Consider the following 22,462-nt stretch of genomic DNA (forward strand, 5'->3'; position numbering starts at 1 on the left):
CAGTGAGGGCCTGGTGAACGCCCGCGGTCATGCGACCCGGCTGCGGCAGGAACACCACCGCGTCGACACCGGCCTGCTGAAGGCCGACGAGCTGGCAGGCCGTCTACGGCCGGTACTCGCCCCGCATCAACACGGCCAGGACTTCGCCGCCGAAGTGGCTGGGGAGCTGGCCGGCCGACCGGCCCGGCGCCGCCTCCTCCCCGTCCTTCCCGTCCTCGCCGAGTTCCGCCACGGCGCCGGTGAGGCGTTTCCGGGTGGCGCGGCGGACCGCGTCCGTGGGTGTTCTTGAACGTGGTCCCGGACTCCTCGATCGACCACGTCGTCGACCCCACGGCTGGATGTCCTCCAGAGGCTCGGAGGCGTCTCGCTCAGGAGCCAGTAGAGTGACGGCGGACAAGAGAAGAGCTCCTCCGATGGACTCCCGCATATCGCGCATGCGCTCCAAGTTGGCGAGAGCGCCCTACCAGGCACGGCGCAGCCACTCGATGGGTGCCGAGCGCCACCAGTTTCGCGTTGGCCCGCGGGTCAGTTCCGCGCAGGCGGACGCCTTCGAGCGTGAACACCACATCTCTTTGCCGGCGGCCTACCGAGAGTTCCTCGTCGGGCTCGGAGGCAGCGGTGCCGGCCCCTTCTACGGCCTGCTCCCGCTGGAGGACTGCAGGCTGTTCACCATGGACCGACAACCCCCGGACGGCACCCCGCGGGGGTTCCATCACGTGGACCACCCGGACGCGCTGCAAGGAGATCGGTTCCTCCACATCATTGAGATGGGCTGTACCGACCTGTGCCTCATCGGCGTGACCGGGCCGCTCACCGGCCGCATGGTCACGGGCAACGCGGACGGCTTCTGGCACGCGAACGTCTCCTCGGCCCAGGACTTCCTGAGCTGGTACGAACGCTGGCTCAACCACATGCGGGACGGAAGGGACAACCCCGCGCTGGGCCTCACCTCTCCGTCGACCGCGGCAAGCGCCCCTTGGGGCCCCCGGGCCACGGCCCGGAGAACTCGGTGACCGTACGCCGCAGAGGGCTTGCCCAGGTCCTGAGCCCATGCCGATCTCCGGACCCCTGGGGTGCGGTGAGCCATGTGCGGCGTTCCGCCCAGCTGTTGGCAGGACGGTGCGGGGTGCAGGTGCGGGTGAACAAAGCGGTGAGGCCCCCGCGCGCGCTTGTAGCGTTCGCCCCCGGCAGGGGTGTGGCAGAGCCCGGCCACCGCCTCGCCGTACTGCTCAAGTCGCAGGGCCGACGGCAGGAAATCATCATCAGGGCGCACCTGCCGCACGGGGGGATGCCGCCATGATGTCCGTCATGGCACAAGAACTCGCAACGCTCGCCCAACAGACCGCGGACCGCCTGGCTGAACAGCACGTCGGCGTGGTGGTGGCCGCGGTGGTGGACGACGTCGCGGAGATGCGCGGTGCCGGAACCACCAGTGCGAACCACAGCCGTGTCCCCGGCCCCGACACCCTGTTCGAGATCGGCTCGGTGACCAAGGTGTTCACCGCCCTGGCCCTGGCCCGCCTGGCATCCGCCGGCACGGTGGGCCTGGACGAGCCGCTCGGTGATCTCCTGCCCGCCGGGACGGCCGTTCCGTCACGGGACGGCCAGCCGATCTCCCTGCAGCATCTGGCCACTCACACCTCCGGTCTGCCGCGACTCCCGAAAGGCATGCTGCTCCCAGCCCTGCTGCGCCCGTCGAAGCCGGATCCGTACGCCGACTGCACGGCCGACGTCCTGCTCGCCGGGCTGGCCGGGACCCGTCTGGGGGCCACTCCGGGGAAGCGATTCCGCTACTCGAACCTCGGAGCCGGGCTGCTGGGGCTGGCCCTCTCCCGCCGAGCGGGCACGGAGTACGAGGCCCTCATCACCCGCGAGATCTGCGTCCCCTTGGGCATGACCGACACCGTGGTGACGGTGGACGGCACCCGCTCGGAACGCTCCGCGCAGGGCCACGTGCGCCGCGGGCGGCCCGCCGCACCGTGGCACCTCGCCGACCTGGCGGGAGCGGGAGGCCTGCATTCGACCGCGACCGACCTGGTGGCCTTCGTACGGGCACAGTTGGACGGTGGCCCCGCAGGGCTCGCCGAGGCGATCCGCCTGAGCCGTGCGGTCGAGTACCGCAGGAGCCCCTTCGCCCGGGTGCACCTCGGCTGGATGGCACACCGCCTGCACCCCCGGCAGGGCGGCCACCTCCAGATCTGGCACAACGGAGGAACAGGGGGCTTCTCTTCCTTCGTGGGGTTCGACCCGGAGAAGCGGATCGCCGTCATCGCCCTCGGCAACACCCGGCGCTCGGTGGACGGCCCGGCCTTCGACCTCCTGCGCACCCTGCAAGCAGAACGTGCGGCGGAGGCGAACTGACCACGGCTCGGGGCGGATCCGGCCGAAAGCGTTGCCTCATGGGGCAAGGGAGACCGCGAGGGCACCGACATGTCCTTCGCCGAGCGCGTTCCCGATACCACGGACGACCATGTCTCGCTGAACCCGCTGAGGCAATGACGGTGATCACTCCCGCCGAAAGAGGAGAAGCCTCAGGGCAGAGAGGACCGGCCGCCGCGTACCGGCGCAGGTCTGCCAGTGACGCCGGTACGCGACGGGCCGCCCGTTGGGCATCGTCCTGACTGAACGGTGCTGCACCCTCGCAGCGGAGCATCCCGAGAGCCCCCACACGCCGCGCCTGTCCTGGAGGAGCAGACGCAGCGCGGGGTCAGGCACAGGCGATCTGTCAGTGCCCGCACCCACGACGACAGTTGAGGTCAATCGCATCAAGAAGATCAAGCTGCAGCTCTACGGGCGCGCCGGATTCGAGCTCCTCCGCAAGATGATCCTGCTCCAGTGACCCTCCGCGATCGCGACCCCTGACGTTGGGCCAGAACCGCCTTCCTACCCCACTCGTCAGAAGCGCGGCCCGACAGTGGGATGCGAGGCCACGGCACAGGCGGCAATCTGCAGTTGCGCTTCCCATGCCACCCTGTCGAGCCCGAGCGTGAACTCGATGCAGCATGCGCAGGGCGGGAGTAGCGCCACGAATGCTTGCTCCTCAGCGCTCTCGACCTCTGTCTCCGACCACTCGTCCGATGCCAACCCGGCGAGATCCACTTCCCCGGTGGCGAATCGCGTGGCCAGCCTGCGCAGCGCGTATCGTCGGGCCAGGTGGTGATCGGGCGGAGTGATCCCCAATTCTTCGAGAGCCTGCTCGAATGTGTCGCGGATGTCCCTGGGGTCCGCATGACACGACAGACCGGCGAGCTCGCACAGAGCCGGCGTGTCCAATCCCATGGCGAGTGCCTGGGCAGCGGTCATCGGCAGGTCTTCCGGACACACCTGGTCCGCCTGGTACAGCCACGCTGCCTCCACCAAAGGCGGATAAGCACTGAGGACAGGGCTGTCGGGTTCGGATGTGTCGTCTATCGCTGCCATGGTTCACACCATGCCAGCACGGCTCGCGAGAGTGCCCAGAAATTTCGACTGTCGCGGTGAACCGTCCTACGGGCTGACCCAACTCATGATGACGTCCCCGTGACACTCCGCGACGAATCCCCGAGATCTGCGCCAGAACCGGGTTGCGAAGTCAATTGTTCACGGGTTTGGGAGGCGCCCGGATCTGATGGTCGGGTCGCCCGGGGGAATCGCACCCCCGGGCTCCCACAGAACCGTGCGTAACAGTCTCCCGTTACACGGCTCTTGTCCTCCTGATCACCGGAACTCTGGTGTCCATGCCCACTGGGCGAAGAGCCTCGGATACTGGCGTGTTACTCGGTTCCAGCATGCGTGGGCCTTCTTGAACGTCCGGAGCCGTCGATACTTCTTGCGGACCCATCGCATCAGGTAGGTGTTGATGCGATGAAGGAGGGGATGCAGCTCGGAGCGGTAGAACGCTCCGTAGTAGTTCATCCATCCCCGCACGATCGGGTTTATGCGCCGCGCAAGGTCGAAGAAGGTGAGGTGGATCTGCCGGTGGAGCCGCCAGGAGCGGATCTCCGTGCTGATCTTCTTCTGGGCGTCCTTGCTGATCGCGGGCAGGAAGCCGGTGAAGTTCGTCCCGTTCCTGTTCCGCGCCCCGCGGGCTCGGAAGGTGAACCCGAGGAAGGTGAACGACGTGTGCTCGAAGGAGCCGCGCCGCTTGCCGTCCTTGCAGTACACGATCCGGGTCTTGTCGGGATGCAGACGCAGCCCGACATCGTCCATCCTGTTCGCGAGTGCGGCCAAGACCTCTCGGGCCTGGCGCTCGCTGACGCAGTGCACAACCGCGTCGTCTGCATACCGCTCGAACTCGACCTCCGGATACATCCGGGTGAGCCACATGTCGAACGCGTAGTGCATGAACAGGTTCGCCAGCACGGGCGAGACCGCCGACCCCTGTGGGGTGCCTCGGTCCCGCTTCTGCAAGGTGCCGTCGGGTAGCTGGAGCGGTGCGCGAAGCCACCGATCAACATACAACTTCACCCAAACGGCGTCGGTGTGAGCTTCCACGGCCTTGACGATGAGGTCCCAACGAACGCTGTCGAAGAACTTCTGGATGTCGAGATCGATCACCCAATCTTTTCCCCAACACCGCTGCCGGCATCGGTCAACCGCGTCTAGCGCAGACCGCCTCGGCCGGTATCCATAGGAATTCTCGTGGAACACGGGCTCCACCCTGATCCCCAGATGCCTGGCCACTACGGTCTGTGCCACGCGATCGGCGACTGTGGGAATGCCAAGCATTCTCGTGCCGCCGCCATGCTGCTTTGGAATCTCCACCGCACGCACCGGAGGAGGAAAGTAAGTCCCCGAGGACATTCGGTTCCAGAGCTTGTAGAGGTTTCCCTTCAAGTCAGCCTCGAAATCCTCGATGGACTGCCCGTCGACCCCTGGCGCCCCTTGATTCCTCTTGACCTCCCGATACGCCTCCAGCACTTCCCACTTGTAGATTTCGAACGGCTTGTTCGGTGACTTCAGCTTGTCCATCGGCTCCTCCCGGAGAACGTCCGGTTGACCAGACACACACAGCCACGGATGACCCGGCCCCTTCGCTCCACCCCCGTTACAGGGGCTTCGGCACTACTACGGGCCGGTCCGCCAGCACGCTCCGCATCGGTACTCAACCCCTCGCGGTTCATCCGCTCAGGGCGCTCCCTCTCGCCGCCCTCTCGGGCAGCAGTGTCGAAGCGTGCCTTCCCACGTTCCGTGCAAGACCAGCAGACCAGGCTCACGCCACCTCTGTGCCGGACACCGCCTGACCAATAGACGGGCTCCCGTCAGGCTTATCCCGGGCTCAATCACGTGCTCCCGGTTCTGATGTCACTTCGATTCCAATAACGACACTTCGGCAGTGGTTCACTTGCGTTCGTCTTCCTGATCCCCACCTGACGCCTCTTAGGCGCCTTCTCCACATCGCTCACCACGATCGCGTCACCGCTCTCGCAGCATGTGGTGGTTTGAAGCCTCCCCCCGCAGGGCGGCTCCGAAGGGCCAAGTCCTTCATGACTTGCACAGCATTGCTTCCAGAACTGTTCCTACATACGGTTCCTTTCGCATTCGTGGCACACGCGACCCTTGAAAACGGCTCTGACCGCGATTGCGTGATGGTCGAGAGGAGGAGGTAAAAGGGGGTGTGCCAGAGTGAGAACCATGACGGGTTCCGAGTTTGATGCCGACCTGACCCCATTCCTTCAGGGGTCCGCTTCGGCGTCGTGGTCCGTGAGAGCAGCCTCAGGCCGGAGTCTGGCAGCCGTCGCGGAGGTTCCCGAAGCAGCCGAGGTCCTGCGCCGGCTGTTGCTGGATGGCAGCGACACCTTCGTGACCCAAGAGACCGCGGAGGCTCTGCTCGAACGCTGGGACGTTCTTGGTCTGCGCATGGTGCTGGCCGCGCTGGCCAGCGCGGATGACGACACTGGCGATCACCTTGATGCTGCGATCCTCAATGTCTGCCGTCAGTCGAAGGAGGACGAGGGACGGCTCGCGGAACTGTGCTCAGCGTTGACATCGGATGTGGACAGCGACGTGAGCAGAGAAGCTCGCCGGACTCTCGAACCGCTGCGGTGACCTGACCACTGCTCATCCTGGATGAGGATGCGGGTCCGGAGGAGGGTGAAGGACGCGCGCCCATACATGGCCCTCTTGAGTGTTTTCACGCGGTTGACGTGGCCTTCGACGACTCCTGAGCTCCAGTGGAGAGTCAGTCCCGCGGTGACGGCGGCGAGGTCGCCGCGGAGGAAGCCGGCGAATCCACTGATGGGCTTCGGTGCGTCCTGCTCAGCCTGGCGGATCCACTCGGTCAACAGGAAGCCCCGCCGGTGCCGGAGGAGTTCGGCGAAAGCACGGGCCAGGTCACAGGCTCGGGCGATGTCCGGGCAAGCGATCCGCACGTCCAGCAGACGGCGGACGAGGTCGGGCGGGAGGGTGTCCTGCGGCCGCATGATCCATCCGGTGATCTTGCGAGGGCTGGGGATGTCCGCGCGGACGGGTTCGGCGGCGCCGGCGCGGAGTGCGGCGAGGTGCTTGCGGACGACCTGGCGGCTGCCGCGATAGCCGCGTTCGCGGAGCTCCAGGAACAGCCGGCTGCCGCTGACCTGGCCGAGGCTCTCGGTGAAGCGGCTGTTCAAGTACGGCTTGAACGGCTCCAGCACTCCCACCGGACGGCGTTCGTAAGCGGAGGCCAGGAGCTGGTCAAGATCGGTGTCGCGGAACCGCCGGACGGTCTTGCGGTCGAGGTGGAGCCGACGGGCGATTGCGCTGACGGTCCAGCCGGCCGCGACCAGTTTGTGCACGTCGGCGTAACGGTGGCGGGTCCGTTCGATGATCTGCGTTCGCGGCAGCTCGTGCAGCGGAAGCTGCATCAGCGGGGGTGCCTCGGGTATGCGGGCTGTCTCTTCGTCGGCTCGTTTGCGCAGGCAGGAACGATGCTGGTGACAGGTCTTCTCTACCGCGGCCGCGAGGTTCTGCAGCAGGTGCCAGCGGTCGGCGACTTCCACCGCGTCGGGGGTGGCTTCCTTGATCGCCCGGGTGTAGGCAGTGGCTCGGTCCCGGCAGATGATCTCGGCACCGGGGTGCTCGCGCAGCCAGGCGGCAAAGGTCTCCGAAGTGCGATCGGGCAGAACGTCCACGACGCGGCCGGCCTCGACGTCGACCAGGAGGGTTCCGTAGGTGCGGCCCTTTCGAAAGGCGAACTCGTCGACGCCCAGCACCCGCGGGGACCGTTCGGGCGCGGTGGGAGGGTCCAAGAGTTCAAGCAGCCGCGTGCGACCCGCGACGAGATGCATCCGGCGGCACAACCGTTCGCCGGCCCGCCCGCCAAGCTCGACCGCGACCTGGCGCAACCAGACCTTCAGCCCGAGGCTGGAGCGGCGATACCGCTCGCTCAGCCCGCTGACCTGCTCGACGAACGTCCGTCGCCGACATGACTGCCGTTCGCAGAAGAACCGCCGGACCCTCAGCCTGAGCAGCAGCTTCTTCCCAGCCAGGGGCCGCTCGGCCAGGCTTCGGACATAGGAAGGAGTGGACCTTCCGGGCCCGGGCACGGCACCCCGGGCACCTGGGTGGCGGACCGCACGCGGCCGCCACCACGACCAGGACCTCCGCCGTGAACTCCACGGCCTCCAAGCGAACATCGACGTCCGGGAACAACACATCATCCAGCGAGCAGACCCCCACCAGCCAGACATGCCCTGGCGGAACGTTCCCGCACGCGAGCCCTGACCTTGGAAATCACAAAACTCCGGTCAGAGCCTTGAAAACGACCAGGGAGGCTCTTCGCCTCACTTTGTTGGCTACTCAACGGTGTGGGGAACGTGGGGAGTGGGCGAGCATGCGTGTGCCCCGCCGACCCTCGGGTCGGTGGGCCGGTGATCGTGAACGTCGGCCGGACGCAATTGATCAGCCCCACCTTGACTGCGAAGTGGCGTCAGGCCCTCGCGTGGACAATGAGTCGGTTCTGCTGACCATCAAAGATGTCGGCCAATACCTGGGCCTCCCGGCGGCTCCCTCCGAACAGTCCACTCTGGTCGACGTGCACGACCAGGACGTCGTGGCTGTCTATGACCTCCGAGATGCCGCGCGTCTCGATCGTGTCCGACCACGCGTCAAGGTTCCGACCGAACCACTTCGGCAGCCCACACGGCTCGATAACCGCGTCCCAGAAATCGTCGAGCGTCTCTATCTGCCGACCGCGTAGGTCGACTATCAGCTTGCTGTCCATCATCGCAGCAGAGTAGCGCCCAGCTCCACGGCTCACCGGCCGGTCAGCGCGTCGCCACCTTGCGGTCGGCAGCCGGGACTTTCAGCTGACGACCAGTCGATGGTCCTTTCACGGAGCCTTGCGGAGTGGGACGACATCGGGAAGGCCGGTGGGCACTGAGGGAAGGGCGGCTTCCGTGTCGCCAGGAGAGCGACGACGGCGACGGGCTGCTGGCAGTGCGGGCAGTTGCAGGTTGCGGTCGGCTCCGGTGGGTCTCGCTCCGGGGCGCTCCGGTGTGTGGGGCGTGTCGTCGGTTTGGGTGCTGGCGGCAGGTCGGCCCGAGGAGTCGGCCAAGGCCAGCGGATCTCTGCGCTCCCTGCGTCGACGGCCCGCCGCCCTCCGGGGACGGGCCATCCCCATGCGACTGCTCTCCATCCCATCGAGGCATTCACTCACCGAACCCAGTCGTTCCGCCCAACAGGCTCACTCAACCCACCGTCCGTGAGGTGGCCGCTTCGATGCCTGCTGCCCTCAACTTGCGGGCCAGGAGCTCCATCTCGGGCAGGGTCCCTGAGTACTGCCCAGTCAGGACCTGCTCCAACGCTGCCCGGAGGCCGTCCAGACCGATGCCGAGTTCCGCCCGCAGCACCCGCATGATGGCGGCGTTCCTCGCCGGCGGGGTTACCTGCAACTGTGCCCGCCCGTGCTCGGAGAGCAGTCGCCCACGCATTTCATCCGGCAGGTCACCGCCACAAACAGCCAGCGCAAACCCACAGGTCGGACACGTGGACTCAACATCCCACCGCAGTTCCTCGCCCACCAGCGCCTGAACTCCGCACCACTCTGCCTCGGCACCACACCCCTGGCACACAGCGGAGTACCTGATGGACTCGACCAAGATTGACTTCTCCACAACCCCACCCCTCAAGACGAGAGGTTAGACGGGAGGCGCCAAACGCCCCTTCCAGCGCGCCAACCTTCTCCCCCGGCATCCGGGCCAGCGGTCCGGGCAGCGCTGGCGCCTCACCCGATCCAGCCCGCGCGGGACCACGCGGGCCACGCAGCGTCTGGACTTCCCGCGGCAACGGAGGCGCCATGAACAAGCCCTCGACCCGACCGGACGCTTCTCCCCTGCTACCAGGCTGCCTTGGCGCGCAAACCCTGCGGCTCGCGGACGCCGAAGCCCTCCGAACATTGCATGCTCGGAATGACGCCCCGTACGCCATCGACCAGGACAGGCCCTCCTCGTTGACCGCAGTCACCGCGAAGGCCAACCGGGTCGGTGCCGGCAAGGAACCGGCCGAATGGCTGCCCCCGGCCCCCACCTACCGCTGCCTCTACGAGACCGTCCCGGTCGACACCAAGTAGGCGCACCCCATCTACAGGGGGCGGGCCGGCCGAGGCCCTGTTCGACAGCGCATCTCACCAGCAGCCCGGCGGACCTCCTCGGGCGTGCGTCATCGTCCACCAACCCATGGAGGACCATCAAGGCCCTCGCCTCGCCCTCACTGACCAGCTTCAGGCGCGGCTCGGGGAGCCCGTCGACTCGCACATCCAGCGTGTCGTTAGTGTCCGCAGCGACGCCGGACCACGCCACGCGTTACACGCATGGTAGGGGACGCACTCGGGCGCCCCGGCAACGCGGCCGGGTGCGGTGCCGGGCGCCGTGGGCCCGGCAAGATCCGAACGAGACGGCCTAGCTCTCCTACCTGCCGTTTGCTTGCAGCTCTGCAAGGGTGCACACTTGCGCGAACTCCAGTCGGGCGCAGCGTCGCACCCTCATGACCGATGTGCCCGGAACCGTGGCCCGGGTCATCAGCAAGCCACACGGGAGCACGTGTTGAGTACATCAGGTACGGCCCGCCAGCAGCATCTCCGAAGCCTCAGCGACGGGGAACTCTGTGCCCTGCTTCGCGGGCACACCTCGGAATCTGACGCGGCCGTCAGCGACGTGATGGACGAGGTGTTCGCCCGTCACCATCCCTCGGTGCTGGCCTACGCCCGCACGTGCTGCCGAGATTTGTCCACCGCCCAGGACCTCGCCGCCGAGGCCTTCGCCCGTACCTATCGAGCCATTGCCTGGGGTGCCGGACCCGAGTACGCCTGGCGGCCGTACCTGCTGGCCTGCGTGCGCCGGCTGGCGGCCACATGGGCGCAGAACGCCGCCCGTACGCGGTTGTCCGACGATTTCGAGGAATGGGCCGCCCAGCTCTCGGACGGCCAGGACACCGAGGACGCCGTCTTCTCGGCGGAAGAGGGATCGCTGGTCCTGCGTGCCTACCGGTCGCTGCCGGAGCGCTGGCAGGCCGTGCTGTGGCACTCCGTCGTCGAACACGAGCCTGCCGCCGAGACCGCAGCACGCCTGGGGATATCGGCCGGAGGCGTCGGCTCGCTGGTCGCGCGTGCACGGGAAGGCTTGCGGGAGGCGTACTTGCTCGCCCACCTGAGCCAAGCCGCGAGTGACGAGTGTCGGCACTACGGCAGGCAGATCGCCGCCAAGCTGCGCCGACCGGGCAAGCGCCTCACCCGGGACCTGGGCCGCCACCTCCAGGGGTGCAACGGCTGCGCACGGGCCGAGCGCGACCTGCGCGATGTCAACGGCCGTCTGGGCGTCCTGCTGCTGGGGGGAATCCTGCTGTGGAACCCCGCCTCCTTCCTATCGGCCCTGGGCGGGGGCGGCACTCAGCTCGCCTCAAGCACGCTGAACGGGACGCAGCTCGCCGGAGCCAAGGTCGGCGTCGTGAAATGGGCCGCTGCGGCAGCCGTGGCGGGAACGGCGGTCACCGCGGTCGCCCTGCTGCCGGCCGACTCCGAGAACGACAGGTCCGTCCGGGCAGCAGCTCCTGTCAAGACGTCCGCGGCGGCCCCGGGCGGCCCGTTCCCGGAGGCCGCACCGATCACGGCCATCGGCCCGGCGGCTTTCGCCACCGCTCCTGCCACGCCCTTCCCTTCCGCCTCCCCGTCCGCCTCGACCTCAGCCTCGCCGTCGGCCTCCGCCATGCCGACTTCCGCGTCGCCCTCGACCGGTCAGACCGGCGCCGCCCTGGTCAACGTGGCTTCGGGGCTGTGCGTCGGCCTGGGTGGCTCCGGCTCCGGCGGCCCGTTGCAGCTCGAGAAGTGCACCGGACAGGCCGGCCAGGGCTGGCAGCGGCTGCCTGCCGCTCAGAACACGTACCAACTCCGCAATGCGGGCACCGGCACCTGCCTCGACGGCACCGCCGGCGGCGGGAATCTCGTCGCGGTCACCCTTCGCGCGTGCCGGACCGGCGCGGACCGCGCGACGCAACTCTGGCGGTTCGAGCCGGACGCACGGACCGGCGCTTACCGCGTCTGGTTCGTACCGAAGGTCCGGCACAGCGACTACGCCGACCATCTGCTGGGCCCGCGGAACTGGCCGAAGGCCGACCCGCCGCGTCCGGGATCAGAGATGGTGCACCTGCCCAACTACTACAACTCGGTCAACCTGCTCTTCGCCCTGGGGTGAGCGCCCGCACTGGACGTCTTGCCCCTGCCCGACCACGAGCGCGCCGAGCGTCTTGGCGCTGCGGTCAGCAGCCCGGGCCCGCCCCCCAGCCAGTCCGCGTGGTCCTGGTTGCGCCGGCCGCTGGGGCGTGTCTCCACCGGGGAGGAGCGAACGGCCGGTGCCGGAAGCCGCATCCGTACGTCTCGCCGGGCATCACCTCGCCGTCCTCTCCATCTGGTCGGCGAGGTGATGCGAAGGGCAGTGTCCGAGCAACGGCCCATACGACGGTGCAGATGCCCCAGGCCGACGCCCTGATACTGACGTCGGCGGTGTTCTTCACGCCGACTGACCAGCCCCCGCCCGTTGGGAAGGAGTCGGTCATGAAGGTGAGCGTGCTGGTGGTCTGGCCGCCTCCCCACTCCCAGCCGGCTTCGCCGTGCTCATCGCGGCGTGCGACCGCCCCTGGAACCTCGGCAAGGCCGCTCGGAGTTCCTGGGGGCCTTGCTCAGTTGCCCGTCCGGGGTCATTCGGGGCGGCTGAAGCGGTGGGCGGCCCAGAGCAGGGCTGCGACGCCGCCGGCCAGTAGCAGGGCGCCTTCCAGGAGCAGGGGAGGTTGCCAGCCGGACCACTCGATGCCCGCGGTGGCCGCCTGGTCCGGTACCCGTAGCGTGATGCAGCGGCGGAGCAGGTCCACTCCGTAGGCCAGCGGATTGGCGGCGGCCAGTGCGTGGGCCCAACCCGGCAGGTTCTGGATCGGGAAGAAGCCACCGGACAGGAACAGCAGCGGCATCATCACCAGGCCGAGCAGCATGTGGAAGACCTCGGGCCGGTTGAGGCTGACCGCGAGGGCGAGGGACAGGGCCGTGATGGTGAAGGAGGTCACGATCATGCCGCCGAGGAGCAGCACCAGGAGGAGCGGATCGTAGGGCAGGCCGACGGCGCCGGCCAGGCCGAGCAGGACGGCGCCCTGCACCGTGGAGACGATGGTGCCGCCGGCGCAGCATCCGAGGAGCAGGGTGGAGCGGCGGACCGGGGCCATCAGGAGTTCGCGCAGGTAGCCGCTCTGCCGGTCGGTGATCAGACGGATGCCGACCATGATGGCCGGCGTCTGTACCGTCATCATCAGCATGCCCGGGAAGAGGTAGGTCTGGTAGCCGACGCCCAGTGAGGAGTTCGGGATCAGGGCGGCCAGACCGCCCCCCAGGACGAAGAGGTAGAGCACCGGCTGGAGCAGCATCAGGGCGGTGTGGGTGGGCTGGGCGGACAGGCGCAGCAGATCGCGGTGGACCAGGCCGTGAATGGCGCGCAGTTCGTGGCGCAGGCGGGGCCCCGGCTCGCGGACGCTGCCGTCGCGGGCGCCGGGTTCGTCCGGGGTGCGGGAGGCGTCCGGGGCCGGGAGGGCGGGTGCGGTCATGGGGCCTCCTCGGGCGCTGCCGTGGTGCCACCCGGGGCCGGGGCGGCCGGTGTGTGGTGGGGCCGGGGGGTGTGGATGCTGCGGCCGGTGTGGTGGAAGAAGACGTCGTCGAGCGTCGGTGCGGTGGCGGACGCGGCGTGCACGGCGATGCCGTGGGCTTCCAGTGCCGCGCACAGGCGGGGAATCCAGGCACTGCCGTTGGGCAGCCGCAGGGACACCCCGTCGCTGTCCAGGGTGATGGCGAGGTCCGACGGCACGGTCCGCTCCACGACCTGTCGTGCTGCCGCGTCGTCGCTGGTGCGCAGCGCCACCCGGTCGTCCCCGATCGCGGTCTTCAGCGCGAGGGGCGTGCCCTGGGCCACGAGTCGGCCGTGGTCGATGATGCCGAGGCGGTCGCAGTTCTCCGCCTCCTCCAGGTAGTGGGTGGTGACGAAGAGCGTGCTGCCGTGCTGGTCGCGCAAGTCGCGCAGGTGCTCCCAGACCTGGGCTCGGGCGTGCGGGTCGAGTCCGGTGGTCGGCTCGTCGAGGAACAGGATCCGGGGTGCGTGCAGCAGGCCGCGGGCGAGCTCCAGTCGGCGGCGCATGCCTCCGGACAGGGTGCGCACGAGGGATCGTCGCCGGTCGGTCAGGCCGACCACTTCGAGCATCTCGGCGGTGCGCAGACGGGCGTCGCGGCGGCGCAGTCCGTAGAGGCGCGCGTGGATGTGCAGGTTCTGCTCGGCCGTCAGGTCCGGGTCCAGGGCGCTGTGCTGGAAGAGCATCCCGACCAGTCTTCGTACCTGGTCCGGCCGGCTGAGTACGTCGACGCCCGCCACCGTGGCCTGTCCGGCGGTGGGGCGGGCCAGGGCGCACAGCAGGGCGAGGGTGGTGGACTTTCCTGCTCCGTTGGGGCCGAGGAAGGCGAAGGTCTCTCCCTGGAGCACGTCGAGGTCGAGGCCGCGCACGGCATGGGTGGTGGTGCCGTCCGGCCGCGGGTAGCTCTTGACCAGGCCGCGCGTGCTGATGGCGAGGACCGGCTGGGCAGCGGACCGCGTGGCATCCGTATGCGTCGGTACGGTGGTCAGGAGGCTGGCCCGGGGGCGAGTGTCGTCACCGGCATGTGGCTGCATGGTCAGGTCCTCGTCGACGGTGTGTCCTTGCGCGGGCCTGCCGGCCGCACCGGTCGTGGCTCCGGCCGGTGGCTGCCCGGGGGACAGCCACCGGCCGGAGGGGCTTGGTTAGCCGGCGCAGCTGATGCCGATACAGACGGTGTTGAGCAGCGTCAGCAGGCCGACGCACTCACACGTCGCGGCGAAGGCCGCTCCGTCGACGCCGACCGGGTCGGTCTCCGGAAGGGCGTGCAGGTGAGCCAGCAGTTCGAGGTCGCGGTTCTCCATGACTTTCTCCTTCTCTTCGAGGTTGCGACAGGGGGTTCCCGTCGCTCAGCCCGGCTGCTGGATCATCCAGTGCCGGGAGTCTGTGTGGTGGGTCCGCAGGAGGAACGCCAGGATTCCTGCGGACCCGTCGCTCCAGCTCGTCGAGACGTCCCCGTACTCGTTGGGGAAGACGACGTGGCCGGCGCGGTGGGCCCGTTCGGAGACGAGGAGGCGGGCCAGGTCCTCGGCCATCGCACGGTAGGCGGGGTCCCCGGTGGCGTCGGCCATGTCGAGGAGGAAGTCACCGTTCCCCGCCAGCCCGTGGCACTGGGCGAGAGCGGCACGGGACGCACGCTCGACGACGGCGTGGGTCGCGCCGCGGGCGAGATCGCCGAACCGTTTGTCCCCGGTCCGCTGCCAGAGGCGGACGAGGAAGGAGCCGATGCCCGCCGAGCCGTGGCACCAGTACGGGGCCGTGGGTACGTTCGAGGCCTGGGCGGGCCACTGGGCGGCTGGGCCGACCATGACGGCGTGGGCCACCAGGAGCTCCCCCGCCGCGACGGCCAGCTCCAAGTGCTCGGAACGGTTGGAGATGGCGGCGGCGGCGAGGAGGAAGCAGCCGATGCCGGATGTTCCGTGCGCGAAGCCCAGATAGCGTTTGCCGGCCTCTTCGGAAACGGCTTCGGCCGGGACGGGCCAACTCACGCCGGACGGCTCGAGTTGTGCGGCGGCAGCCAGCCGGTCGGCTGCGTCGACGACCAGTTCGGCCAGGCGCGGGTCGCCGGTACGGTGCCACAGGTGGGCGGCGGCGAGGCCGCTGCCCGCGGAGCCGTGGGTGATGTCGTGGCTGGGTGTCGACTCGAGCGGGGCCAGCGCCAGGTCCAGCGCATGGCCGGTGAGCACGCTGTCGTCGATGGCGCGTCCGGCTTCGTACAGCGCCCAGGCGGTTCCGCGGCCTCCGAAGTGCAGCCCCGGGCGTATGGAGCGGGTGTCGGTACGGGCGGCTATCCAGTGGCCCGCCGTGGAGATCACCTCAGGCAGCCGTGGGTCGCCGGTGAGCTCGAAGTACCGTGTCAGGACTGCCAGAACGCCTGCCGCACCTTGCTGCACGGTGCAGGGGTCGGTCTCTCCGGCCAGGGTGGACACGGGCCACAGCCATTGGTCGTCGGTCGGGGTCATCGAATCGACGAGGTGGTTCACCATCCCGGTGACCGCGGCCTGCGTCGCGGGGTGCGGGTCGGCCGTCGGCTCCGGCCCAGCGGCAGGACGCGCCGGCCGCGTCGGCTCCGTCTCGCGGAGTGCCTCGCGGGCCCTGGCGGGGTCCCAGCGCTCGCCGGGATCGTCCTTCATCAGCCCGCGGATCATCTCCGGCAGGCCGTCCGGCAACCGCAGTGTTCCGGCGCAGGCGCTCAGCCACTCGGCGAACCGCTGCTCCGCGGGCCGGGTGGCAGGCTCCTCGGGCAGCAGGTTCGGTACCTTTCCGGCGAGGACGAAGCACACGGTGGCGCCGAGGCTGTAGTAGTCCGCGGTCGGGGAGACGGGAGCGCCCACCAGGCGTTCGGGGGCGCTGAAGCCGGGGGTCCCCACTTGGGTCGGGAGCGGGACGTCGTCCTGGAGGACGGCGAGCTCCAGGTCGATGAGGCGCAGTTCACCGTCGGGGCGGACCATGACGTTGCCGGGGGTGAAGTCCCGCAGTACGCAGCCGTGGGCGTGGGCCGCGGCGACCAGCTCCACCAGACGTCCGACCTGGGCCAGCGCGTCCGCTCGGTAGCGTTCGGCTCCGACGTCGCGGAGGCGTTCGGCGACCCAGGTGCGCAGGGGCACGCCCGGCACTTCCTCTTGGGCGAGGAACAGGTGCCCGCCCGTTTCGAACATCCCGAGCGGTTCCGGTGCCAGTCCCGTGCCCTTGAGCTTCTCCAGCGTCCTGGCTTCGGCCCGCAGCCAGTCGCGGACGTCGGATCCGGATGCGTCGCCCTCGACGTGCGGCCGGGCCTCCTTGATCACCACGGGGGCGTCGGTGGTGACGTCCGTGCCCCGGTACACGCCGCCCTTGTTGGTGTGGCGGATCGCTTCCCGTACGGAGAACCGGCCGCTGAGCAGCACGGGGCCACTCGCCTTCTTCTCCTGTTGCGGCGGGAGCGGTACCGAGGCGGGGAAGGGGCTGACCGCCCAGGAGGGCGGAGAGTACTGACCGGTGCGCTTGTCTTCCACGGGATTGCCGTCGGGGTCCTCGATGCACCACACCAGCAGGCCCTGCTCCGACAGCTGCCGCCGGCCGACGAAGGCGCCGTAGCGATAGTGCACGAGGCTGTGCGCGGCGTACGGCTGGTCGGACAGGATCCGGGGACCGGCCAGTCCGGCGGTGGCCCTGTGCAGCTCGAGTGCTATTCGGGCCGCGTCGTCGTCGGAGGCCGGGTAGACGGTGATGAACTTGCCCGAGCTTCCCCGAGGCGTGGCACGGGAGTTGAGCGCGCTCACCTGCTCGAGGAAGCGGACGAACTTGAATCCCGACTCCTCGCGCAGCAGCACGCCGAGAGCCTTCGCGAGGACTTCCGGTGCGGAGGCGGCCGTCGCGGACACGTGCAACTTCCAGCCCTGCCGGCGTCGTGTACCCGACTCCGACTCGCGTACTAGGCGGCACCACATATCGTCCGCGTCGATCGTCCAACGCGTGTCCGTGCCCGTGTCCTGTAGCGCCTGGCGGAGCAGAATTTCGAGGTCGACTTCGGTCGATTGACTCGTCATGCGCGTCCCTCTCAACGGCGAGAACCGCTGGTCAAAATATGCCTTCGGCACGAAGAAACGTACACCCTGAACTCGACGGAAGTTGCTTGGTTCCACGAGCGCACAGTGTTGTTGCGATGAAAATTAGTGCAGTCCGGCGCAATGTGAGGCGCACAGATATCAACAGGCCAGAAATGCTCTACACGTTCGATGAAATGGCTGGTTTCGCCAGGGGGATAGTTGTTTCGTTCCGAATCCCACAGGGCCTTCCACATCGATTCAGGTCAACTGCAGGAAACACTGACCCCAACTCCCCCAGCAGCCCCTTCACGTACGGCGACAGAGGGATCTGCTCTCACCTCAGTCACGACTGACCCCCTGGTTTAGATCGAACGATCAATTGAACATGAGCCACTTCCGCGACCACGGCGAAAGCTATCGGCCCGAACTCCCGCCGTACAGCCTCCCCCTCGCCCACGCCGCGGAGAAGAGTTCGATTCCGCCATTGCTCCAACCTGTGAAGGGGTGCGATTCAAGGCATCAACACCTCCGCGATCAGCAACGTGAGCTGCATCAACTCGCGATATTTAACGTTCAATGATCTTTCAGGGGTCGCCGGATAATGACTCAATTGGCGAATAGATGTTTTCCGGCTTCGATGATGCATCAGGCGACCTCTGATGTGGCCGATGCGGGCGAGGCGCGCGGTGCCGCGCATGTCGGCCCGGGTCGAGCGCGGTGGGGCACCGGCGCACAACGGCGAACGTACGCCCGGTGGCGTGCGCCTGCGCAGCGGTGGGAGCGCAGCCGCCCGGGCCGGATCCGCGCACCGACGGATCCGCGCACCACCGGGGCGGGGAGACCGGGCGGGGGCATCGGGGCGGGGCATCGGGGCGGGGCGAGACCACGCCGGTCCCATCGAGCGGAGGACACGGGCCGGGCACGAGGGTCCTCTCCCGAGGAAAGGAGCGGCGCCCGCCCGCCGCGTCAGACCCTGACGCGGCGCACGAGCACCGCCAGTGCGGCCGCCCCGAGCAACGAGAGCAGGGCCGCGGCACGCAGGACCAACTCGATGGCGGGGCCGTCGGAGGCCGCACTGCTTGCGGAGCCGCTGATCACTTCCAGCACGGTGGAGGCCACGGCCACCGCCATGGCTCCGAGCAACACCAGCGAGGTCAGGACGAGTCCGGAAGCGGCGGCGAGCCGGTTCGCGGGCACATAGGACTGGGTGGCCACATTGGTCAGTGCCCAGCCGAGGCCCACGCCGAGGCCGACCACGGCGAAGATCGCAGTGTAGAGGGCGAGCGAGGTGGCCCAGGTGAGGGCGAACAGGCTGACACCGCAGAGCAGCATCCCGGCGGCCATCAGCGATTCGGGGCGCGTGTGTTGTGCGAGGTGGCCCGCCCCGTAGCTGGCGGCTCCGGCCCCGACGGACAGGGACAGGAAGACCAGTCCGGAGTCGAGCGGGGAGAGCCCGCGGGCCTGCTGGAGGTAGAGCGCGGACAGCACCGCGACCAGGCAGTAGACGATGTTGGACAGCGAGCCGGCCAGCGTGATGACGACGAACGGGCGGTTGCGCAGCAGCGCGAGGTCGAGGAGGGGTTCGGCGGTCCGCCGCTCCAGTCGTACGAACACGGCCAGGAGCGCGGCCCCGCCGACGAAGCAGGCCAGGGTGGCGGGTGAGCTCCAGCCCCAGCGCTGGCCCTGGTCCACCCCGATCATGACCGCGCTCAGCCCGGCCGCGAGTGTGATGACCCCGGGGAGGTCCAGGCCCCCGGCGGCCTCCTCGTCCCGGGTCTCGGGGACGTAGCGCAGCATGAGTACGGTGGCGGCGACGCAGAAGGGCACGTTCAGCAGGAACACGGCACGCCAGCTGACGTGTTCGGCGAAGGCGCCGCCGATGAAGGGGCCCAGGGCGGTGCCGATGGCGCTGAAGGCGAGGACGGTGGCGACGGCCCGGCCCTGGCGGGCGTCGCGGAAGTAGGCCGTCACCACCGCGACGGAGACGGGGAAGATCAGGGCGGCCGTGCATCCCTGGACGACTCGGCCCGCAGAGAGCCACGCGGTGTTCTGGGCGGCGGCGCACACGACGGAAACCACGCCGAAGCCGAGCAGCCCGGTGATGAGGACGCGCCGCCGGCCGAGCAGGTCGGCAGCCCGACCGCCCGTGATCATGAGGGCGCCGAGAGCGAGCATGTAGCCGCTGACCAGCCACTGGAGGTCGGTGGTGGGGGTGCCGAAATCGCGGGCAATGACGGGGAGCATGAGGTTGAGGGCGAACCAGTCCATCTGCACGAGCAGCATGGAGATGGCCGCGGCCGCGATCACCGCCCGGTCGCGCCGGGAGAAGAGCCCCCGGCCCGGATCCGCCTGTGCGGATGTGCTCATGCCACCGCCCGCCTTCGATCTCTCTGGCCATCGTGGCACCGCCCGGCGCGCCCGGCGCGCTCGCAGGCCCGGCGGCTCGTGCAGTACCCACGATCGGCGGTCCCGGCGGGCCGGCCGTTGGCGGCGTTCGTTCACCTGGGCTTGTCGTCGGGGTGGCCCGGTTGTGGCTCTCCATCCGGAGACGCCCCCAAGACTCCGTGCCGCGGCGTGTACGTATCCGGCAGCACGGGCGGTGAGGTACGGGCGAGCACCAGCAGGGGCGGTTCGCCGCCCGTTTCGGCTTCGGCGGCCTCCACCTCCTCCGCCAATCGGGGCATCCCCTACACCTGGAGCGCGGCCTCGACAGCGGCGGCGTCAGGAAAGCGCTGACCCCCGTTCGCTCCTTCGTGTCGGGGGCGAAAGGCAGCGGGCGGGGGCCCGTTCCGGCCGTGTCGGCGAGGAAGGCATCGCGTAGAGCAACGCGCCGTCCACGTGCCGCAGCCGGTGTACCTCAGCTGGCCGACTCCTGACGTCTGGGAGCCAGCCGCGGCGCCGAGTTCGCCGTCGCCGACAACTCCACCGCCACGAGCTCCAGCCGTAGGGCGTACGGGACCGGCACGACCGGATGGCCATGACGCTGACAGTAGCCCCCGGTCAACGGTTGTTGGGGCTCAGCAGCGTGGCGGCCGCGGCGATGAAGGTGACGGATGCTTCCTTGGCTGCATGCCGCCGGGCGTCCAGCTCGGTCCGGTCGACGGCCTTGCGTAGCCCATACGTGGCATCTGCGGCCTGCTGGGCGGGGCCGGCCAGTTCGGGGACCAGGACCTGAAGGCGGATATGGGGCGCGGTGATGGCCGCCCGGGTGTCGTGGGACCTCGTCTGGGCCTCCAGCTGGTGCTCGGTGCCCGCATCGGTCAGGGCAAGACGCTCCCGATGGAACATCGCCGAGCGGTGCGCGTCCAGGGCGGCCGCGAAGTCGGTGACGGCGCCGAGCTGGTCCTGACGGTGGCTGTCCGCGCGCGACTCGGCGCGTGCGGTGCGTGCCGAACGGTGCTGGAGGAGTCCGGCGGTCAGGGCACCGGCGAGGGTACCGAGCACGGCAACGATCGAAGTCCATATGGACATCAAGTGTTGGGTCCTTTCGGGTAGTCGGTTTCGGCGGCGAGATCGGCGGATGGCCGGCGGCGAGGTACGCGACGCCTTCGGTGGCGGGGTTGCGTCTGCCCGCTCCGGACCTACCCTGGCAGCCGGTTTCCGGTGCGCCCCCCGGAACTCACCCACATGTTGCCCGCCGCTGACGGAGCGTTTCCAGCGGTGACCGACGAACGTTGCTGACTCGCGGCGGCGAAACCAGCGGAAGCAGCATGAGGGGGGAGAAAGACGAGCAGGCCGGGGCGCCGCGCACGGAGCCCGTTGAAGGGCCGCACCGACGAGGGGAGCCGGAGCGCGTGGGCGAGTACCGCCCCGGCCAGAAGATCATTCTGCTGTTTGCGGCTCAAGCAGGTCGTCGAGGGCCGGTTCGCCCGCGACGCCCGCACCAGGGACCACCAGCTCCAAGAGGCACGCCGCCTCTCCATCTCCCGAAGACCGCCGCCGCCGGAGCTCGAGCCCGAGCCCGAGCCCGAGCCCGCGGCAGCTTCAACCGGCGCCGGGCCGGTTCCGACGAGGAGGCGTGCCTCCTGCTCAGCGGCAGAGTCGGGCCGCCTGCTCCAGTTCGTCCGCCAGCAGCGCCGGGTCGCGGGGGCCGATGTGCGGGGCGGCCAAGGACCGTACGCGGAACCGGTTGTTCGGGGTCGTCTCGTCAGCGTCCCGGATCATCAGGTCCTGGAGTGCCAGTGGGAGCGTACGGTCCTCGGTGAACCGCACGAACGTGCGCGGGATCCTGCCCCACTTGTGCGCCAGACCGCGACCGTCGGAGGCCCCGATCGCGGCCGACTCGTCCGGTTCGAGGATGTTGAGCATGGCCCTCACCTCGGCGTCGGAGTAGTCGGCCGCCATCGCCTCCTTGGCGATCTGGAGGAAGGCCGGATCGTTGCTCCGCCAGTTGACCCGGGTGACCCCGAGCTCCGGCGGGGTGGGGACGGGGGTCATCCTGAAGATGTAGCTCGTGGCCGCTTCCGGGGTCTCCATCAACTCCCTCACCGAGGCCCGCTTCGACGGGCACAGGGCGGAGACGTACACCAGGTGCGAGATGAGCTCGGGCACCAGGTCGGCCGCCGCGTTCACGGTGACACCCCCCAGGCTCTGGCCGGCCAGGACCACCGGGCCGTTGCGGTGTGCCCGCCGCACCACCGCGGCCACATGTGCGGCACAGTCGGCCAGGGTCGTTCCGGCGATCGGCGAGGGCTCCGTGCGCAGCCGCTCCAGGTCCTGCGGCGCCTGGTACGAGAGCGGGAGGTAGGCGCCGGGGCCGTGGCCGGGCAAGTCGACCGCGACCACGCGGTGCCCGCGCAGGCCCAGTTCGGCCGCTACGGGAGACCAGCCGTAGGCGTTGCTGCCCGACCCATGGACCAGGACGAAAGTGACCGACGGATCGGCCGCATCCACTAAGTTACTCATGAGTACATGCTATGTCCACGACTGCTGTGAGGTCGATACCCGTCCGCCACGCCTGACGGGACCATCCCGCATCGGGACCGACCCGAGGCCGGCGCGGAACCAAACCGGAGCCGAAACCCATCACTGGACATGTTCAGTGATGGTCTCTTGGGGTTCCCTGTCCACGCAGAACAGGCAGTGCACGAGGGGCCAGTGGCAGACCACTTGGTACAACATGGACTTCCAGGCCTCGCGAACAGAGGCGGAAGCGTGGCTGCGCGCCGCGTATCCCGACGCGTGGGTCTCACATGACTGCGTCAACGCCGATCTGTGCTCGTGGCGGGTCGGCATCCGCTTCGAGGAGCGCGACTCCGCACACGTGCACGTCTCCGGGGGTACGTCGAACTGACCGCATCCTGGCGGAGCGTGAAGGGAAAGCGGTC

Annotated in this window: 19 protein-coding genes; 6 read left to right on the top strand and 13 right to left on the bottom strand. The window is 69.0% G+C overall.

The window, feature by feature from the left end:
- Window positions 1–13 precede the first annotated feature (13 nt).
- The 3 genes from OG386_RS03215 (at window position 14) to OG386_RS03225 (ending at window position 2,361) form a co-directional block, all read left to right on the top strand.
- Entirely contained in the window at window positions 14–289 is a 276-nt protein-coding gene (locus tag OG386_RS03215; protein WP_328786636.1) for a hypothetical protein, read from the top strand.
- A gap of 124 nt (window positions 290–413) precedes the next feature.
- A complete protein-coding gene (locus tag OG386_RS03220) occupies window positions 414–1,013 on the top strand; it encodes an SMI1/KNR4 family protein (protein ID WP_328786637.1) in 600 nt (199 codons plus the stop codon).
- A gap of 295 nt (window positions 1,014–1,308) precedes the next feature.
- Complete coding sequence (locus OG386_RS03225; RefSeq protein WP_328786638.1) at window positions 1,309–2,361, top strand: serine hydrolase domain-containing protein; 1,053 nt, start codon at window positions 1,309–1,311, stop codon at window positions 2,359–2,361.
- A gap of 534 nt (window positions 2,362–2,895) precedes the next feature.
- Here OG386_RS03225 and OG386_RS03230 read toward each other — a convergent pair.
- Window positions 2,896–3,420: a hypothetical protein gene (locus tag OG386_RS03230; protein ID WP_328786639.1), complete on the bottom strand. Its 525-nt coding sequence runs from the start codon at window positions 3,418–3,420 to the stop codon at window positions 2,896–2,898.
- A gap of 276 nt (window positions 3,421–3,696) precedes the next feature.
- The gene (gene ltrA, locus OG386_RS03235; RefSeq protein WP_328786640.1) at window positions 3,697–4,950 is read right to left on the bottom strand and encodes a group II intron reverse transcriptase/maturase; all 1,254 of its coding nucleotides are present in this window, start codon (window positions 4,948–4,950) and stop codon (window positions 3,697–3,699) included.
- 663 nt (window positions 4,951–5,613) lie between these two features.
- On the opposite strand from ltrA, the gene OG386_RS03240 reads away from it, so the two are divergent.
- The gene (locus OG386_RS03240) at window positions 5,614–6,027 is read left to right on the top strand and encodes a hypothetical protein (protein ID WP_328786307.1); all 414 of its coding nucleotides are present in this window, start codon (window positions 5,614–5,616) and stop codon (window positions 6,025–6,027) included.
- Here OG386_RS03240 and OG386_RS03245 read toward each other — a convergent pair.
- The 3 genes from OG386_RS03245 to OG386_RS03255 form a co-directional block, all read right to left on the bottom strand.
- Window positions 5,916–7,646, bottom strand: a complete 1,731-nt coding sequence (locus OG386_RS03245; RefSeq protein WP_328786641.1) for an ISL3 family transposase — start codon at window positions 7,644–7,646, stop codon at window positions 5,916–5,918. The genes OG386_RS03240 and OG386_RS03245 overlap by 112 nt on opposite strands.
- A gap of 239 nt (window positions 7,647–7,885) precedes the next feature.
- Window positions 7,886–8,182: a barstar family protein gene (locus OG386_RS03250; RefSeq protein ID WP_328786642.1), complete on the bottom strand. Its 297-nt coding sequence runs from the start codon at window positions 8,180–8,182 to the stop codon at window positions 7,886–7,888.
- Window positions 8,183–8,645: 463 nt separating this feature from the next.
- A complete protein-coding gene (locus OG386_RS03255) occupies window positions 8,646–8,813 on the bottom strand; it encodes a hypothetical protein (protein ID WP_328786643.1) in 168 nt (55 codons plus the stop codon).
- Window positions 8,814–9,998: 1,185 nt separating this feature from the next.
- Between OG386_RS03255 and OG386_RS03260 the strand changes: the two genes are divergently transcribed.
- Window positions 9,999–11,642: a sigma-70 family RNA polymerase sigma factor gene (locus OG386_RS03260; RefSeq protein WP_328786644.1), complete on the top strand. Its 1,644-nt coding sequence runs from the start codon at window positions 9,999–10,001 to the stop codon at window positions 11,640–11,642.
- 502 nt (window positions 11,643–12,144) lie between these two features.
- On the opposite strand, the gene OG386_RS03265 is transcribed toward OG386_RS03260, so the two are convergent.
- The 8 genes from OG386_RS03265 to OG386_RS03300 all read right to left on the bottom strand — a co-directional run bounded on the left by OG386_RS03265 (window position 12,145) and on the right by OG386_RS03300 (window position 22,040).
- On the bottom strand, window positions 12,145–13,035 hold the full coding sequence (locus OG386_RS03265) for an ABC transporter permease (protein WP_328786645.1): 891 nt from the start codon (window positions 13,033–13,035) through the stop codon (window positions 12,145–12,147).
- Complete coding sequence (locus OG386_RS03270; RefSeq protein WP_328786646.1) at window positions 13,032–14,144, bottom strand: ATP-binding cassette domain-containing protein; 1,113 nt, start codon at window positions 14,142–14,144, stop codon at window positions 13,032–13,034. The genes OG386_RS03265 and OG386_RS03270 overlap by 4 nt, the downstream gene beginning before the upstream one ends.
- Before the next feature lie 108 nt (window positions 14,145–14,252).
- Complete coding sequence (locus tag OG386_RS03275) at window positions 14,253–14,411, bottom strand: VenA family class IV lanthipeptide (RefSeq protein WP_327380823.1); 159 nt, start codon at window positions 14,409–14,411, stop codon at window positions 14,253–14,255.
- Window positions 14,412–14,456: 45 nt separating this feature from the next.
- Entirely contained in the window at window positions 14,457–17,135 is a 2,679-nt protein-coding gene (gene lanL, locus OG386_RS03280; RefSeq protein ID WP_328786647.1) for a class IV lanthionine synthetase LanL, read from the bottom strand.
- Between the two features lie 511 nt (window positions 17,136–17,646).
- Window positions 17,647–17,832: a hypothetical protein gene (locus tag OG386_RS03285; RefSeq protein ID WP_328786648.1), complete on the bottom strand. Its 186-nt coding sequence runs from the start codon at window positions 17,830–17,832 to the stop codon at window positions 17,647–17,649.
- A 269-nt stretch (window positions 17,833–18,101) separates the two neighbouring features.
- Complete coding sequence (locus OG386_RS03290) at window positions 18,102–19,502, bottom strand: MFS transporter (RefSeq protein ID WP_328786649.1); 1,401 nt, start codon at window positions 19,500–19,502, stop codon at window positions 18,102–18,104.
- Between the two features lie 633 nt (window positions 19,503–20,135).
- The gene (locus OG386_RS03295) at window positions 20,136–20,606 is read right to left on the bottom strand and encodes a hypothetical protein (protein WP_328786650.1); all 471 of its coding nucleotides are present in this window, start codon (window positions 20,604–20,606) and stop codon (window positions 20,136–20,138) included.
- 558 nt (window positions 20,607–21,164) lie between these two features.
- Entirely contained in the window at window positions 21,165–22,040 is an 876-nt protein-coding gene (locus tag OG386_RS03300; RefSeq protein WP_328786651.1) for an alpha/beta fold hydrolase, read from the bottom strand.
- A 214-nt stretch (window positions 22,041–22,254) separates the two neighbouring features.
- On the opposite strand from OG386_RS03300, the gene OG386_RS03305 reads away from it, so the two are divergent.
- Window positions 22,255–22,428 carry a hypothetical protein gene (locus OG386_RS03305; RefSeq protein ID WP_328793579.1) on the top strand — a complete coding sequence of 58 codons (174 nt, stop codon included), beginning with the start codon at window positions 22,255–22,257 and terminating at the stop codon, window positions 22,426–22,428.
- The last annotated feature ends 34 nt before the right edge of the window (window positions 22,429–22,462 follow it).

It is taken from the genome of Streptomyces sp. NBC_00273 (genome assembly GCF_036178145.1).
In the GTDB taxonomy this organism is placed as follows: domain Bacteria; phylum Actinomycetota; class Actinomycetes; order Streptomycetales; family Streptomycetaceae; genus Streptomyces.

Bases quoted from the DNA above. Each gene is read 5' to 3' on its own strand.
- OG386_RS03240 (WP_328786307.1), top strand. From the start codon at position 5,614: ATGACGGGTTCCGAGTTTGATGCCGACCTGACCCCATTCCTTCAGGGG.
- OG386_RS03295 (WP_328786650.1), bottom strand. From the start codon at position 20,606: ATGTCCATATGGACTTCGATCGTTGCCGTGCTCGGTACCCTCGCCGGT.
- OG386_RS03250 (WP_328786642.1), bottom strand. From the start codon at position 8,182: ATGATGGACAGCAAGCTGATAGTCGACCTACGCGGTCGGCAGATAGAG.
- OG386_RS03270 (WP_328786646.1), bottom strand. From the start codon at position 14,144: ATGCAGCCACATGCCGGTGACGACACTCGCCCCCGGGCCAGCCTCCTG.
- OG386_RS03245 (WP_328786641.1), bottom strand. From the start codon at position 7,646: ATGTCTGGCTGGTGGGGGTCTGCTCGCTGGATGATGTGTTGTTCCCGG.
- OG386_RS03305 (WP_328793579.1), top strand. From the start codon at position 22,255: ATGGACTTCCAGGCCTCGCGAACAGAGGCGGAAGCGTGGCTGCGCGCC.
- OG386_RS03265 (WP_328786645.1), bottom strand. From the start codon at position 13,035: ATGACCGCACCCGCCCTCCCGGCCCCGGACGCCTCCCGCACCCCGGAC.
- OG386_RS03230 (WP_328786639.1), bottom strand. From the start codon at position 3,420: ATGGCAGCGATAGACGACACATCCGAACCCGACAGCCCTGTCCTCAGT.
- OG386_RS03225 (WP_328786638.1), top strand. From the start codon at position 1,309: ATGGCACAAGAACTCGCAACGCTCGCCCAACAGACCGCGGACCGCCTG.
- ltrA (WP_328786640.1), bottom strand. From the start codon at position 4,950: ATGGACAAGCTGAAGTCACCGAACAAGCCGTTCGAAATCTACAAGTGG.
- OG386_RS03275 (WP_327380823.1), bottom strand. From the start codon at position 14,411: ATGGAGAACCGCGACCTCGAACTGCTGGCTCACCTGCACGCCCTTCCG.
- lanL (WP_328786647.1), bottom strand. From the start codon at position 17,135: ATGACGAGTCAATCGACCGAAGTCGACCTCGAAATTCTGCTCCGCCAG.
- OG386_RS03285 (WP_328786648.1), bottom strand. From the start codon at position 17,832: ATGCGCGGCACCGCGCGCCTCGCCCGCATCGGCCACATCAGAGGTCGC.
- OG386_RS03290 (WP_328786649.1), bottom strand. From the start codon at position 19,502: ATGAGCACATCCGCACAGGCGGATCCGGGCCGGGGGCTCTTCTCCCGG.
- OG386_RS03255 (WP_328786643.1), bottom strand. From the start codon at position 8,813: ATGCGGGTGCTGCGGGCGGAACTCGGCATCGGTCTGGACGGCCTCCGG.
- OG386_RS03300 (WP_328786651.1), bottom strand. From the start codon at position 22,040: ATGAGTAACTTAGTGGATGCGGCCGATCCGTCGGTCACTTTCGTCCTG.
- OG386_RS03220 (WP_328786637.1), top strand. From the start codon at position 414: ATGGACTCCCGCATATCGCGCATGCGCTCCAAGTTGGCGAGAGCGCCC.